Genomic DNA, 14,122 nt, shown 5'->3' with positions numbered 1-14,122 from the left:
CTCATTCCCCTCGGCAAGCACGGCTTTCGCCGGTCGCTGCTGAGCGTCCTGATTGTGCGGGTGGCGGTGACTGCGTACCAACACGTGCGTACCTAGACTGTTCGTGGAGACGGGCCACGATGCCCCGGCCACGGACGGAGAAACCGGCCGCGCGCACGCGCTGGATTGCGCGTTCCTCGAACCCACCAATTCTACAGGTGCGGCGCGGTATTAGTAGAGGCGCGCCTGCGCATTGCCCGAGTATCCGCATCCGGCCCCGCCGATCCGACCGAGAAAGCCCCCGAACCATGAAGCGCATCATCGCCTGGCTGCCGGACCGTGTGGACACTCGGCTGAAGGTGATCGCGTGGGTCTACCTGGTGGGTCAGGTCGTCCTGGTCGGGACGGGTGGCCTGGTGCGGCTCACGGCCAGCGGCCTCGGCTGCCCGACCTGGCCGAAGTGCACGGCCGACTCACTGGTCAACACGCCCGAGATGGGCGTCCACGGCTTCATCGAGTTCGGCAACCGCGTGCTCAGCGCCCTTCTCGCGGTCGTGGCCATCGTGGCGTTCCTCGCCATCCTCCGGATGCGCAAGCAGCGCCCGGATCTGTTCTGGCTGACCCTGATCGCCGGCCTCGCCATCCCAGCGCAGGCCGTGATCGGCGGCCTCAGCGTCCTGAGCGGCCTCAACCCGTACGTGGTCGGTCTGCACTTCGTCGTGTCGATCGCCCTCGTCGCCACCTGCACGGCGTTCGTCTTCCGCGTCTACGCGGTCCCGGGCCCGCGCGTCCGCGCCGTCCCCGGCTGGTTCGCGGGTGTCGCCCATGTCACCAGCGCCGTCGTCGCCATCACGATCCTGGTCGGCATCCTCACCACGGGCAGCGGACCGCATGCGGGTGACGCGAACGCCCCGCGCAACGGCCTGAATCCCGAGATCCTGCAGCACGTCCACGCGATCCCCGCGTACGTCACGTTCGCGCTGACCCTCGTCCTCGTCGTCGGATCCCTGCGCTACCGCACGACGGCGGTGCGCCGTTTCACGCAGTACCTGCTGGCGGTCGAGCTGCTGCAGATCGTCGTCGGTCTGATCCAGGCGAACACCGGCCTCCCGGGCATCCTCGTGGGCATCCACATGACCCTCGCGGCGCTTCTGGCCTCCGCGATGACCGCGGTCATCCTCTCGCTCAAGGCCCCTGCGGCTGCGCTAGGCGCGCGAGAGGATTCAGCCGCGGACGTCGTCGCGGCCTAGCCGGCCGACGCGCGCCTCGCGCGTTCCCCGGGACATTCGCGCACTCAGTATCCTGCAGAGGTGGATCAGGATTCAGTCATTGCCGCCGTTCGCCGGGCGCTCGATGCGACACCCGACGACATCACGCTCCGGCTGCACCTGGCCGCGCTGCTGCTCGATTTCGGCGAGACGGCGGAGGCTATCGCGCAGGCTGGGGAAGCACTCCGCCGTGATCCCGGTAACCCCGATGCCCGGCGGATGATGAGTACCGCGCTCTCCGCAGCCGATCCGGCGGCGGAGCGGCCGACGCATCCTGCTCCCGCCCACTCGCCCGAGCAGTTCGACTGGTCGGAAGCGGAGCGTCAACTCGGTGAGGTCGTGAACACGACCGTCGCCCGACCCCGCGATCCCGATCCGACCGGCGTCGAACGACCTGTGGTCACACTCGCGGATGTCGGCGGGATGCCGAGCGTCAAGGCGCGACTGGATGCCGCCTTCCTCGCCCCGCTTCGGAACCCCGAACTCCGCGAGCTCTACGGCATGACGCTGGGCGGCGGGCTCCTGCTGCACGGGCCGCCAGGATGCGGTAAGACGTTCATCGCCCGTGCCCTGGCGGGCGAGCTCGGCGCCGCCTTCCTTTCCGCGTCGGTCTCGGACATCCTCTCGCCCTTCGTCGGCGAATCCGAGGCGAACATCCACCAGCTCTTCCAACAGGCGCGGCGGGAGGCGCCATGCGTCCTCTTCTTCGACGAGTTCGACGCCCTCGGACAACGGCGCAGTCAGACACGCCAGGCAGCGCTTCGTGGGGTGAGCAACCAGTTGCTGACCGAACTGGACGGCGTGGATGCGAACAACGACGGTGTGTACGTGCTCGCCGCGACGAATCAGTTGTGGGATGTAGATCCCGCGCTGCGGCGACCCGGACGGCTGGATCGCACCGTCCTCGTCCTGCCACCGGACGAGGAAGCTCGCGCAGCCATATTCACGACGCACCTCAAGAATCGGCCGGCCGACGGAATCGATATCGCGGCGCTCGCCCGCGCCACGGCAGGCTACTCGGGGGCGGATATCGCCCACGTCTGTGCGTCCGCCGCGGAATTCGCCCTCCTGGAGAGCGCCAGCACCGGTGTGGCCCGTCGCATCACCATGGCGGACCTCCAGCGCGCACGCGCGGATATCCGCCCCTCGACGGGCTCGTGGCTCAACAGCGCGAGGAACATGGTCGAGTTCGGAGAGGACGACGGTACGTTCGCAGAGCTTCGGGCCTTCCTCAAGACGTCCAAGCGCCTGTGATCGCGGCGAACCGCGCAGACGACGACGGCCGCGCGCGTCTGCTCTTCATCGCCGATCGCTATCTCGCGGTCGACAACCTCCCCTCGGCGCGAAGGTCCCTTGCGCGCTTGCTGGCGCGCGATCCGGACGATGTCGACGCTCTCTGCACACAGGCACGGATCGCGATCGCGGAGAGCGATTGGACGGGCGCCGTCGACGCCAGCGTGCGCGCCAGCGCCCTCGCGCCCGGGAACCCCTGGCCGTACCGGTTGCTGGCGATCGCCCGATCCGGTCAGGGTCGGCACTCGGCCGCCCGCTCGGCGGCGGCCGCTGCCCGCAAGGCTGCTCCCGGGGACTGGCAGTCGCATTTCGTGGTCGCAACCGTGCATCTCCGCTCCGGGCGGGTGAGCGCAGAGGCCAAGGACAGCGCTCGCGAAGCGCTCCGCCTCGCTCCTGACGAAGCGGCCGTCCACGATCTCCAGGGAGATCTCGCGCTGGCGCAGGGTTTCGTAGAGGATGCGGAGCGCGCGTACCGCCGAGCGTTGGCTCTCGATCCGGAGAACCCGGAATACCGGACCGATCTGGCGGCCACGAAACTGCGCAACGGGCGCGCGGCTGCTGCGGCCGTCGCCTGCATGGATGTCCTCGCCGCCGATCCGGGCAGTCCTCAAGCGCTCCGCACCCTCGGCCTTGTCGGCCGCTACTGGACCAACCGCCTTCTCGTCGGCTCCGGCGCCATCCTTCTCGTCATCATGGTGATCATCACGCAGACGATTCCGCCGGAGTTCGAAACCACCTGGATCGAGACGCCTTCCCTTGTCATGAACCCGTCGTTCGTGGTCTTGCCGATTGCGCTCGCGGCGCTTGCGGCAGGGCTCTGGTGGCATGTGGCGAGACAGCTCAGAGGACGCGCTGCGCCCTTCATTCGCGCTCTGAGAAGATCGGATAGAGCGTGGACGGCGACGCTCGTCGCCCTCGGAGTCGTCATCCTCGGCACGACCGCGACGGCGATCCTTCCGTACTGGATGGGTCCGGCGAACCTGTTCTTCGCCCTGATCATCGTGACGGTCGCGTGGTTGGCGCGACCGCTGGCGAGTGGCGCGCGGTTGTTCTGGGCTCTCCTGCGCTAGGGGTGTGAACGGCGGACGTCGTCGCGGCCTAGCCGGCCGACGCGCGCCTCGCGCGTCTCTCCGTGCAGGCTGACGACCGTGCGCATCCCGTCGCCGAAGCCGAAGCCCGCAGCCTCCGCCAGACGCCTGCTGGACTCGTTGCCGGGGACGTACTCCCAGTTCAGCCGGTCGAAGCCCAGCCCATCGGGGTCGAGCGCGTAGCGGGCGACGGCTCCGAGCGCCTCTCGCATGTAGCCCTGCCCGCGCGCCCAGGGGCCGGACCAGCAGCCGAGGGAGGCCGACCCGGCGCGCTCGTCCTTGCGGACCTCCAGCGCTCCGAGGAGGCGGCCGCCGCCGCGCGCGTGCAGCGCCCAGACCGTGTACCGGCGGCTCGCCAGGCCGTGCGGGCAGTAGCTGCGCACGAAGAACTCCGCGCTCTCACGCGTGTACGGAGAAGGGAGCGGCATCCATCGCTGCGTCTCGACGTCCTGGCAGGCTTCCAGCACGTCCGGGATGTCGTCGTCCGTCGGCACGTCCAGCACGAGGCGGGGCGTCGTCAGACGCAGGGTCAGCACCGGTGCCGTCATGCGCACATGCTAGAGCCCGAGGGGGCCTCGTGGCACGACTTTTCGGGCCGAACGCGTGTCCGGCCGACGATCAGAACGGCAGCAGCGGGTCGATCGCGACGGCGAGGAAGATCAGCGTCAGGTACGCGATCGATCCGTGGAACACGCGCATCGGCGACACCGTCTCGTGACGGATCGCCAGGTTGTACAGGCGGTGCGACTCGTAGATGAACCAGCCGCCGGCCACCAGGGAGACGGCCGTGTACAACAGCCCCATGTGCGCGACCGGGATCAGCAGCAGCGAGCACGCGACCATCGCCCAGGCGTACAGGATGACCTGCAGGCCGACGACGGCACGACCACGGACCACCGCGAGCATCGGGACACCGGCCTCCTGGTAGTCCGAGCGATACTTCATCGACAGCGGCCAGTAGTGCGGCGGCGTCCACAGGAAGATGATGCCGAACAGGATGAACGGCGCCCAGTCGAGGGAGCCGGTCACGGCCGCCCAGCCGATCAGCACGGGCATGCAGCCGGCGACGCCGCCCCAGACGATGTTCTGCGGGGTGCGGCGCTTCAGGATCAGCGTGTAGAAGACGACGTAGAGCAGGATGGCCGCGACGGACAGCCCGGCGGCGAGCCAGTTGGTGAAGAAGCCCAGCACCACCACGGAGGCGATGCCCAGAGCCCAGGCGAAGACCAGCGCCTCGCGGTCGGACAGCTCGCCGGTGACGAGCGGACGGTTCTTCGTCCGCCGCATCACGCGGTCGATGTCGCGGTCGATGTAGCAGTTGAACGCGCCGGCGGAACCCGCGCTCATATAGCCGCCGACGACCGTGGCGAGCACCAGCCACAGGTTCGGGATGCCGTTCGCCGCGAGGATCATCGTCGGGACCGTGGTGACCAGCAGGAGCTCGACCACTCGCGGTTTGGTGAGGGCGACGTACGCCTTCACCTTGCGAGCGACGCCGATGCGGCCCGGTTCGACACGGCTCTCTACAGCGACGTCCATTGCTCCTCGTGATGTGTCGGCGATGTACTCAGACGGTATCCGATTCTACGTCACGTCGAGGACCGGGCCACCCGACTACCCCGTGTCCGCCCGTGACACAACCGTCTGAGGGAACACCCCATGTTTCTTGCGCGTTACCTATACTTGGAGATGCTCGCCAGCCGAAGCCCTGTTCCGGCCGCACTCTTTGTAGGACGGTGACGGAGGAATGGCTCGGCGCCGATGACGTCCACGGCGCGCACTACCTCAACCGGTGCGGGTTCCACGACGACCCTCACCACATCTACGAAGGGTCAGTTTTCACGTGGCAGCACTGCAGTGGGATCCCATTGACAACAAGGCAGTAGACACGGCTCGCGTTCTCGCGGCCGACGCGGTGGAGAAGGTGGGCAACGGGCATCCCGGCACCGCCATGAGCCTCGCCCCCGCGGCCTACCTGCTGTTCCAGAAGGTGATGCGCCGCGACCCGCGCGACCAGCACTGGCTCGGTCGCGACCGCTTCATCCTCTCGGCGGGCCACTCGTCCCTGACCCAGTACGTCCAGCTCTATCTGGGCGGCTACGGTCTCGAGCTCGACGACCTCAAGAAGCTGCGCACGTGGGGCTCCCTCACCCCCGGCCACCCCGAGTACGGACACACCGACGGCGTGGAGATCACCACCGGCCCCCTGGGCCAGGGCATCTCCTCCGCCGTCGGTTTCGCTTATGCCCAGCGTTTCGAGCGCGGCCTGTTCGATCCGGACGCGGCCCCCGGCACCAGCCCGTTCGACCACCACATCTACGTGATCGCCTCCGACGGCGACCTCGAGGAGGGCGTCAGCTCCGAGGCCTCGTCGCTCGCCGGCCACCAGGAGCTCGGCAACCTGATCGCGATCTACGACAGCAACCAGATCTCGATCGAGGACGACACCGACATCGCCTTCACCGAGGACGTGAAGGCGCGCTACGAGGCGTACCACTGGGACGTGCAGGTCGTCGACTGGAAGAAGACCGGCGTCTACCAGGAGGACGTCGAGGAGCTCTACCAGGCGATCGAGAACGCGAAGGCCGTCACCGACAAGCCGTCGCTGATCATCCTCAAGACCATCATCGGCTGGCCGGCCCCGAAGAAGCAGAACACCGGCAAGATCCACGGCTCCGCCCTGGGCGCCGACGAGCTCCGCGCCGTCAAGGAGGTGCTCGGCTTCGACCCCGAGCAGACCTTCGAGGTCGCCGACGAGGTCATCGAGCACACGCGCAAGGCCATCGAGCGCGGTGCCGAGGAGCGCGCCGAGTGGCAGAAGGGCTTCGACGCCTGGGCCGAGGCGAACCCCGAGCGCAAGCAGCTGCTCGACCGCCTGCTGAGCGGCGCCGCGCCGGAGGAGCTGGAGAGCGCGCTCCCCGTGTTCGAGCCGGGCAAGGACGTCTCCACCCGCGCCGCGAGCGGCAAGGTGCTCAACGCCATCGCGCCGGTCATGCCGGAGCTGTGGGGCGGCTCGGCCGACCTCGCGGAGTCGAACAACACGACCATCGAGAGCGCAGCCTCGTTCGTGCCCACCGAGCGCTCGACGCACGAGTGGACCGGCAACCCGTACGGACGCGTGCTGCACTTCGGCATCCGCGAGCACGCCATGGCGGCCATCCTGAACGGCATCGTGCTGCACGGACCGACCCGTCCGTTCGGCGGCACGTTCCTGATCTTCAGCGACTACCAGCGGCCGTCCCTCCGCCTGTCCGCCCTCATGAACATCCCGTCGATCTTCGTCTGGACGCACGACTCCGTCGCGCTGGGCGAGGACGGCCCCACCCACCAGCCGATCGAGCAGCTCTCGACACTGCGCGCCATCCCCAACTTCACGGTCGTCCGCCCCGGCGACGCCAATGAGGTCGCCTGGGCCTGGAAGACCATGCTGGAGCGCCGCAACGGCCCGGCCGGCATCGCGCTGACCCGCCAGAACATCCCGGTGTTCGAGCGTGGAGACGGCGACGCCGAGGGCGACACCCTCGCGTCGGCCAAGAACGTCGCGAAGGGCGCATACATCCTGGCCGAGGCGCCGGGCGGCACGCCGGACGTGATCTTCATCGCGACCGGCTCCGAGGTGCAGATCGCGCTGGAGGCCCGCGAGGAGCTGCGCGGCGAGGGCATCAACGCCCGCGTCGTCTCCGCCCCGAGCCTCGAGTGGTTCGCCGAGCAGCCCGCCGAGTACCGCGAGAAGGTGCTCCCCGCGGCCGTCAAGGCCCGCGTCTCGATCGAGGCCGGCGCCGCGCTCGCCTGGGACAAGATCGTCGGCGACCACGGCCGGAGCGTCTCGATCGAGCACTTCGGTGCCTCGGCCGACTACAAGACGCTGTTCCGCGAGTTCGGTATGACCACCGAGCACGCCGTGTCCGCAGCGAAGGAATCGCTCGCGTCGCTCTGAGCGCGGGCACAAGAGGAGATAAGAGAAAATGACCGACACAACCGCCACCGCCGCGACCCCCACGGCCGCACTGTCCGCAGCGGGCGTCAGCATCTGGCTGGACGACCTGTCGCGTGAGCGCATCAACACGGGCAACCTCGAGAAGCTGATCGCCGAGAAGAACGTGGTCGGCGTGACCACGAACCCGACGATCTTCGCCGCCGCCCTCGCCAAGGGCGAGGCCTACGACGAGCAGGTCCGCCAGCTCGCCGCCGCCGGTGTGGACGTCGACGACGCGATCTTCGAGATCACCACCGACGACGTCGCCAAGGCGAGCGACATCTTCCACAGCGTCTACGAGCGCTCGAACGGGGTCGACGGCCGCGTGTCCATCGAGGTCGCCCCGGGGCTCGCCCGCGACACGAAGGCCACCATCGAGGCCGCGAAGAAGCTCGCGGACAAGATCCAGAAGCCGAACGTCATGATCAAGATCCCGGCGACGGTCGAGGGCCTCGAGGCCATCACGGAGACCATCGCGGCCGGCATCAGCGTCAACGTGACGCTGATCTTCAGCCTCGAGCGCTACCGCGAGGTCATCAACGCCTACCTCACCGGCCTCGAGAAGGCCAAGGCGGCGGGCATCGACCTCTCCGGCATCCACTCGGTCGCCTCGTTCTTCGTCTCGCGCGTCGACACCGAGGTGGACAAGCGCCTCAGCGCGATCGGCACGGACGAGGCCGAGGGCCTCAAGAGCAAGGCCGGCATCGCCAACGCTCGCCTCGCCTACGAGGTGTACGAGCAGCAGTTCGCCACCGAGCGCGCGAAGCTCCTCGTCGAGGCCGGCGCCAACGAGCAGCGCCCGCTGTGGGCCTCCACCGGTGTGAAGGACCCGAGCCTGCCCGACACGCTGTACGTCGAGGCGCTCGTCGCCCCGAACGTCGTCAACACGATGCCCGAGAAGACGCTCGACGCGACCTTCGACCACGGCCACATCACCGGCGACACCGTCACCGGCACCTACGCCGAGTCGAACGACGTGCTCAACAAGCTGGCCGACCTCGGCATCAGCTACGACGACGTGACCGAGACCCTTGAGCGCGAAGGCGTCGAGAAGTTCAACGTCTCGTGGGGCGAGCTCGTCGAGACCGTGAAGAACGCCCTCGAGGGAGCCGCCAAGTGACGTTCCGCATCCACGTCACCGGTGCGGCGGCCGACGCCGTCCGCACCGTGGTGCCGCAGCTCGTCGCCGACAAGGTGGCATCCGGCATCACCGCCCAGGACCCGGCCCTCTGGGGCCCGGCCGCCGAGGCCGAGGCGAGCAAGCGCCTCGGCTGGACCGAAGCGGTCGCCATCTCGCGCCCGCTCGTGCCCGAGATCGTCGCGCTGCGCGACGAGCTGCACGCCAAGGGCGTGAACCACATCGTCCTCGGCGGCATGGGCGGCTCGTCCCTCGCGCCGGAGGTCATCACCCGGACGGCGGAGGCCGAGCTCACCGTGCTCGACTCCACCGACCCGGGGCAGGTGCTCTCGGCTCTCCGCGACCGGCTGGAGGCCACCGCGGTGGTCATCTCCTCCAAGTCGGGCTCGACGCTCGAGACGGACAGCCAGAAGCGCGTCTACGAGAAGTGGTTCCAGGACGCCGGCATCGACCCGCGCGAGCGGATCATCGTCGTCACCGACCCGGGCTCGCCGCTCGACCAGTCCGCCCGTGAGGCCGGCTACCGCGTGTTCAACGCCGACCCGAACGTCGGCGGCCGCTACTCGGCCCTCACCGCGTTCGGGCTCGTCCCCTCCGGCCTCGCCGGCGTCGACATCTCCGAGCTCCTCGACGAGGCGGATGCCACGTCCATCGAGCTCGCGGTCGACAACGAGCAGAACCCGGGCCTCGTGCTCGGCGCCGCGATCGCCGGAACCAGCCCGCTGAAGGACAAGCTGGGCATCGTCTCCGACGGGACCCACATCGTGGGCTTCGCGGACTGGGCCGAGCAGCTGATCGCCGAGTCCACCGGCAAGGAGGGCACCGGCCTGCTGCCGGTCGTGCTCGACAAGCTCGCCCCCGAGCTCGAGTCGAAGCCGGCCGACCTCCAGGTCGTCCGCCTCGTCGCGAACGCCGAGGCGCACCACCTGTTCCCGGCCGACCGTCACGAGGGCGAGATCCTCGTCTCCGGCAGCCTCGGCGCCCAGCTCATCGTCTGGGAGTACGCGGTCGCGGTCGCCGGACGCCTGCTCGGGATCAACCCGTTCGACCAGCCGGATGTGGAGGCCGCCAAGGTCGCCGCACGCTCGCTGCTCGACAACCGGCCGGAGCCCGTCACCCCCGCGTTCACCGCGGGCGGCATCGAGGTGCGCACCACCGGGTCCTTCCTCGGCGACGCGAGCACCCTCGACGCCGCCGTGGACGCCCTGCTCGCCCAGCTCGGACCCGACGGCTACGTCGCGGTCCAGGCCTACGTGGACCGCCTCGCGCTCCCCCAGCTCTTAGGGCTCCGCGACCTGCTGGCGGCGAAGGCGAACCGCCCGGTCACCTTCGGCTGGGGACCGCGCTTCCTGCACTCGACGGGTCAGTTCCACAAGGGCGGTCCGGCGGTCGGCGTGTTCCTGCAGATCACGGCGACGCCCTCCGAGGATCTCGAGATCCCCGGCCGTCCCTTCACCTTCGGGCAGCTCATCCAGGCCCAGGCCGCCGGCGACGCCAGCGTCCTCGGCGAGCACGGCCGCCCGGTGCTGACGTTGACCCTCACGAACCCCGAGGCGGATGTCGTCTCGCTGTTCGAGGCCGTCAACTGAGCCGTCGATAAAGGAGATCACCCACGTGTCACCGGTGGAAATCACCCCGGAGTTCAACCCGTTGCGGTTGCCCTCCGACCGCCGTCTGAATCGCATCGCGGGGCCCAGCAGCCTCATCATCTTCGGTGTGACAGGCGACCTGTCGCGCAAGAAGCTGATGCCCGCGGTGTACGACCTCGCGAACCGCGGCCTCCTGCCGCCCGGGTTCTCTCTCGTCGGCTTCGCCCGGCGTGACTGGGAGGACCAGGATTTCGAGAAGGTCGTCTACGACGCGGTCAAGCAGTACGCCCGCACGCCGTTCGACGACGACGTGTGGCAGCAGCTCGCACAGGGCATCCGCTTCGTCCCGGGAGAGTTCGACGACGACGAGGCGTTCCAGCGCCTCAAGCAGACCGTCGAAGACCTGGACAAGGAGCGCGGGACCATGGGCAACCATGCGTTCTACCTGTCCATCCCGCCGAAGGCGTTCCCGATCGTCACCGAGCAGCTGAAGCGGTCCGGTCTCGCCGACCAGTCCGGCGACGGCTGGCGGCGCGTCGTCATCGAGAAGCCGTTCGGCCACGACCTGCAGTCGGCTCGCGAGCTGAACGCGGTCGTGGAGACGGTGTTCCCGCCGGACTCGGTGTTCCGCATCGACCACTACCTCGGCAAGGAGACGGTCCAGAACATCCTGGCGCTGCGCTTCGCCAACGAGCTGTACGAGCCGATCTGGAACGCCAACTACGTCGACCACGTGCAGATCACCATGGCCGAGGACATCGGCGTGGGCGGCCGGGCCGGCTACTACGACGGCATCGGCGCTGCGCGCGACGTCATCCAGAACCACCTGCTGCAGCTCCTCGCCCTCACGGCGATGGAGGAGCCCATCTCGTTCAACGCCGCAGACCTGCGCGCCGAGAAGGAGAAGGTGCTCGCCGCCGTCCGGCTGCCCAAGGACCTCGCGAAGTCGACGGCCCGCGGACAGTACGGCCCCGGCTGGCAGGGCGGCGAGAAGGTCGTCGGATTCCTGGAGGAGGACGGGATGAACCCCCAGTCCACCACGGAGACCTACGCGGCCATCAAGCTGGAGATCGGCACCCGCCGCTGGGCGGGCGTCCCGTTCTACCTGCGCGCCGGTAAGCGCCTCGGCCGCCGCGTCACCGAGATCGCGGTCGTCTTCAAGCGCGCTCCGCAGCAGCTCTTCGCGGAGTCGCAGACCAGCGCGCTCGGCCAGAACGCACTCGTCATCCGCGTCCAGCCCGACGAGGGTGTGACCATCCGCTTCGGCTCGAAGGTCCCCGGCGCCGGCATGCAGGTGCGCGACGTCAGCATGGACTTCGGTTACGGCCACGCCTTCACGGAGGCCAGCCCCGAGGCGTACGAGCGGCTCATCCTGGATGTGCTGCTCGGCGACCCGCCGCTGTTCCCCCGCCACGAGGAGGTCGAGCTCTCCTGGAAGATCCTCGACCCGATCGAGGACTTCTGGGCCACGCAGGGCCAGCCCGAGCAATACCGCCCCGGAACCTGGGGCCCGAAGTCGGCCGACGAGCTCCTCGCCCGCGACGGCCGCGTTTGGAGGCGTCCATGATCGTCGACCTTCCCGCGACGACCGTCAGCAACATCTCGAAGGCGCTCGTCAAGATCCGCGAGGAGGGCGGCGCCGTCGCCCTCGGCCGCGTCCTGACGCTCATCATCGCGACGCACCTGGGGCAGGAGGAGGAGGCCATCGAGGCCGCCAACGACGCCTCCCGCGAGCACCCGATGCGTGTGATCGTGGTGTCGACCGAGGAGGAGCGCACCCACAACGGCGACGGCCGCCTCGACGCGCAGATCCGCGTCGGCGGCGACGCCGGGGCCAGCGAGGTCATCGTGCTCCGCGCCTACGGCGACACGGCGAGCGACGAGGAGGGACTGGTCACCGGCCTGCTCCTCCCCGACGCCCCCGTGGTGGTCTGGTGGCCGGGTATCGCGCCCGAGAAGGCCTCCACCTCTCCCCTGGGCCGCATCGCGACCCGGCGGATCACCGACGCCTCCGCGCAGCCGAACCCGCAGGAGTTCCTGTTCCACCTGGGCAAGACCTACGCCCCCGGTGACACGGACTTCGCGTGGACGCGCCTGACACTGTGGCGCGCCCAGCTCGCCGCGGTGCTGGACCAGCCGCCGTACGAGCCGATCACGGCCGTCGACGTGGCTGGCGCGGCCGACTCGCCGTCCACCTTGCTCCTCGCCGCCTGGCTGCGGCTCCAGCTGCAGGTGCCCGTGCAGTACGACCTCGCCTCGCGCGCGATCGGCTCGGGCGGCATCCACGGCGTGAAGATGGAGCGCGCGTCCGGCGTGATCGAGCTGCGGCGCGAGGTCCCGAACGTCGCTCGCCTGTCGCAGCCCGGCCAGCCCACGCACGACCTCTCCCTGCCACGCCGCAGCCTGCGGGACTGCCTGGCGGAAGAACTGCGTAGGCTGGACCCGGACGACCTCTACGGCGAGGTCATCACCAAGGGTCTCGCACTGCTGGAGACCTCCGACGAAGGAGCAGGCGCCAGGGTATGACGAACGAACGGCGGGTGCTCGTTCACCCCGACAAGGAGGCTCTGACCGCGTCTGTGGCCGCGCGCTTCCTCACCAAGACGATCGACATCCTCGACGATCTGGGGGTGGCGAACATCGCGCTCACCGGCGGCACGATGGGCATCGCGGTGCTGGAGGCGGTCAACGCCTCCCCCGCCCGCGACACCATCGACTGGTCGAAGGTGCACTTCTGGTGGGGAGACGAGCGGTTCGTGCCGCGTGACAGCCCCGACCGCAACGAGCGCCAGGCCCGCGAGGCCCTGCTCGACCACATCGCGGTCCCGCCGGAGAACGTGCACCCCTTCCCGTCGTCGGACGAGGTCCCGGACATCGACGAGGCGGCCCGCCTCTACGCGGCCGAGCTCGAGGCGTTCGCCCACGAGGGCTGGCCGGTGCCGAAGTTCGACATCACCTTCCTCGGCGTCGGGCCGGACGGCCACATCGCGTCGCTGTTCCCGGACCGTCCGGGGATCCGCGAGGAGAAGGCGTCGGTGATCGCCGAGCGCGACTCGCCGAAGCCGCCGCCGCAGCGGCTGAGCCTCACCCGCCCGGTGATCAACTCGTCCGACCGCATCTGGCTCGTGCTGTCCGGCACGGACAAGGCCAGCGCCCTCGGTCTCGCCCTCGCCGGCGCCAGCTACACCGAGGTCCCCGTCGCGGGTGCCAAGGGCCGCAAGCGGACCGTGTTCTTCGTGGACAAGGATGCCGCCGTCGACGTGCCCGAGAACCTCATCGCACCCAGCTACTGACCCGCTCCCGCAGCGTCGTCAACCGCGCGCAGGGCGCACCGGTCAACGGTCCGCGTTGCCGGATCGCACGCCGGTCGTGCCCTGCCGCGGCGATGCGGCGGTCGAACGCGTGCGTCAGAAGGTGCAGGTAGAACGCGAGCAGGCGAGCCGCCTCGTCGCGCACCTCCGCCTCCCGGCCGTCGAGGTCGAGTTCGTCCACCCAGCGGTGCAGTTCGGCGAAAGTGACCCGCAATCGCAGCGCTTGCCGCGCATCCGCCGCAGTCGTCACGTCGATATCATCGCAGCGCGCGAGCAGGATGTCGGCCTTCTCGGCCGCGTCGACCGCCTCCTCCAGCAGGGCGAGCAGACTGAGCCGGCTGACCTCGTCGCCGAGCGCACGCGGAGTTTCCGCCCGATCATCCCGTGCTCCCCGCATGCCCGCAGTGTAGCCCCGAGACGTGCGCCACATCGTCGCTATAGAGCCGCGATGACCGAGATTTGCGCCAAATCGTGGTTATG

The 14,122-nt window shown here is 69.2% G+C and carries 12 protein-coding genes; 9 read left to right on the top strand and 3 right to left on the bottom strand.

What is annotated here, in order from left to right; genetic code table 11:
* The first annotated feature begins 287 nt into the window (after nucleotides 1-287).
* From H284_RS0119620 to H284_RS20605, 3 genes are read left to right on the top strand one after another with little or no spacing between them, the layout of a single operon-like run.
* Nucleotides 288-1,229 carry a COX15/CtaA family protein gene (locus tag H284_RS0119620; RefSeq protein ID WP_020077544.1) on the top strand — a complete coding sequence of 314 codons (942 nt, stop codon included), beginning with the start codon at nucleotides 288-290 and terminating at the stop codon, nucleotides 1,227-1,229.
* Nucleotides 1,230-1,289: 60 nt separating this feature from the next.
* Nucleotides 1,290-2,501 (top strand): ATP-binding protein, encoded by a 1,212-nt coding sequence (locus H284_RS0119615; RefSeq protein WP_020077543.1) that lies wholly within the window; start codon nucleotides 1,290-1,292, stop codon nucleotides 2,499-2,501.
* Nucleotides 2,498-3,610, top strand: a complete 1,113-nt coding sequence (locus tag H284_RS20605) for a tetratricopeptide repeat protein (protein ID WP_051092490.1) — start codon at nucleotides 2,498-2,500, stop codon at nucleotides 3,608-3,610. Before H284_RS0119615 ends, H284_RS20605 begins: the two co-directional genes overlap by 4 nt.
* Here the strand turns inward: H284_RS20605 and H284_RS0119605 are convergent.
* The gene (locus tag H284_RS0119605; protein ID WP_020077542.1) at nucleotides 3,607-4,176 is read right to left on the bottom strand and encodes a GNAT family N-acetyltransferase; all 570 of its coding nucleotides are present in this window, start codon (nucleotides 4,174-4,176) and stop codon (nucleotides 3,607-3,609) included. The two genes, H284_RS20605 and H284_RS0119605, sit on opposite strands and share 4 nt — an antisense overlap.
* 70 nt (nucleotides 4,177-4,246) lie before the next feature.
* Complete coding sequence (locus H284_RS0119600; RefSeq protein ID WP_020077541.1) at nucleotides 4,247-5,167, bottom strand: heme o synthase; 921 nt, start codon at nucleotides 5,165-5,167, stop codon at nucleotides 4,247-4,249.
* Nucleotides 5,168-5,471: 304 nt separating this feature from the next.
* Here H284_RS0119600 and tkt point away from each other — a divergent pair, with 304 nt between their 5' ends.
* Genes tkt through pgl form a run of 6 tightly spaced genes read left to right on the top strand, consistent with a single transcriptional unit; the run spans nucleotide 5,472 to nucleotide 13,624 of the window.
* Nucleotides 5,472-7,565, top strand: coding sequence for a transketolase (tkt, locus tag H284_RS0119595; RefSeq protein ID WP_020077540.1), 2,094 nt, complete (start codon nucleotides 5,472-5,474; stop codon nucleotides 7,563-7,565).
* A 28-nt stretch (nucleotides 7,566-7,593) separates the two neighbouring features.
* On the top strand, nucleotides 7,594-8,724 hold the full coding sequence (tal, locus tag H284_RS0119590; protein WP_018191132.1) for a transaldolase: 1,131 nt from the start codon (nucleotides 7,594-7,596) through the stop codon (nucleotides 8,722-8,724).
* Nucleotides 8,721-10,331 carry a phosphoglucose isomerase-related protein gene (locus tag H284_RS0119585; RefSeq protein ID WP_020077539.1) on the top strand — a complete coding sequence of 537 codons (1,611 nt, stop codon included), beginning with the start codon at nucleotides 8,721-8,723 and terminating at the stop codon, nucleotides 10,329-10,331. Before tal ends, H284_RS0119585 begins: the two co-directional genes overlap by 4 nt.
* Nucleotides 10,332-10,356: 25 nt before the next feature.
* Nucleotides 10,357-11,898, top strand: a complete 1,542-nt coding sequence (gene zwf, locus H284_RS0119580) for a glucose-6-phosphate dehydrogenase (protein ID WP_026307184.1) — start codon at nucleotides 10,357-10,359, stop codon at nucleotides 11,896-11,898.
* Nucleotides 11,895-12,857, top strand: a complete 963-nt coding sequence (locus H284_RS0119575) for a glucose-6-phosphate dehydrogenase assembly protein OpcA (RefSeq protein ID WP_020077538.1) — start codon at nucleotides 11,895-11,897, stop codon at nucleotides 12,855-12,857. The genes zwf and H284_RS0119575 overlap by 4 nt, the downstream gene beginning before the upstream one ends.
* Nucleotides 12,854-13,624 (top strand): 6-phosphogluconolactonase, encoded by a 771-nt coding sequence (pgl, locus tag H284_RS0119570; protein ID WP_018191136.1) that lies wholly within the window; start codon nucleotides 12,854-12,856, stop codon nucleotides 13,622-13,624. The genes H284_RS0119575 and pgl overlap by 4 nt, the downstream gene beginning before the upstream one ends.
* Here pgl and H284_RS0119565 read toward each other — a convergent pair.
* The gene (locus H284_RS0119565) at nucleotides 13,605-14,039 is read right to left on the bottom strand and encodes a hypothetical protein (RefSeq protein WP_018191137.1); all 435 of its coding nucleotides are present in this window, start codon (nucleotides 14,037-14,039) and stop codon (nucleotides 13,605-13,607) included. The genes pgl and H284_RS0119565 overlap by 20 nt on opposite strands.
* Nucleotides 14,040-14,122: the final 83 nt, after the last annotated feature.

Source organism: Cryocola sp. 340MFSha3.1 (assembly GCF_000383315.1).
Classification (GTDB): Bacteria; Actinomycetota; Actinomycetes; order Actinomycetales; family Microbacteriaceae; genus Leifsonia.
This window is presented reverse-complemented; position numbering and strand designations above follow the sequence as displayed.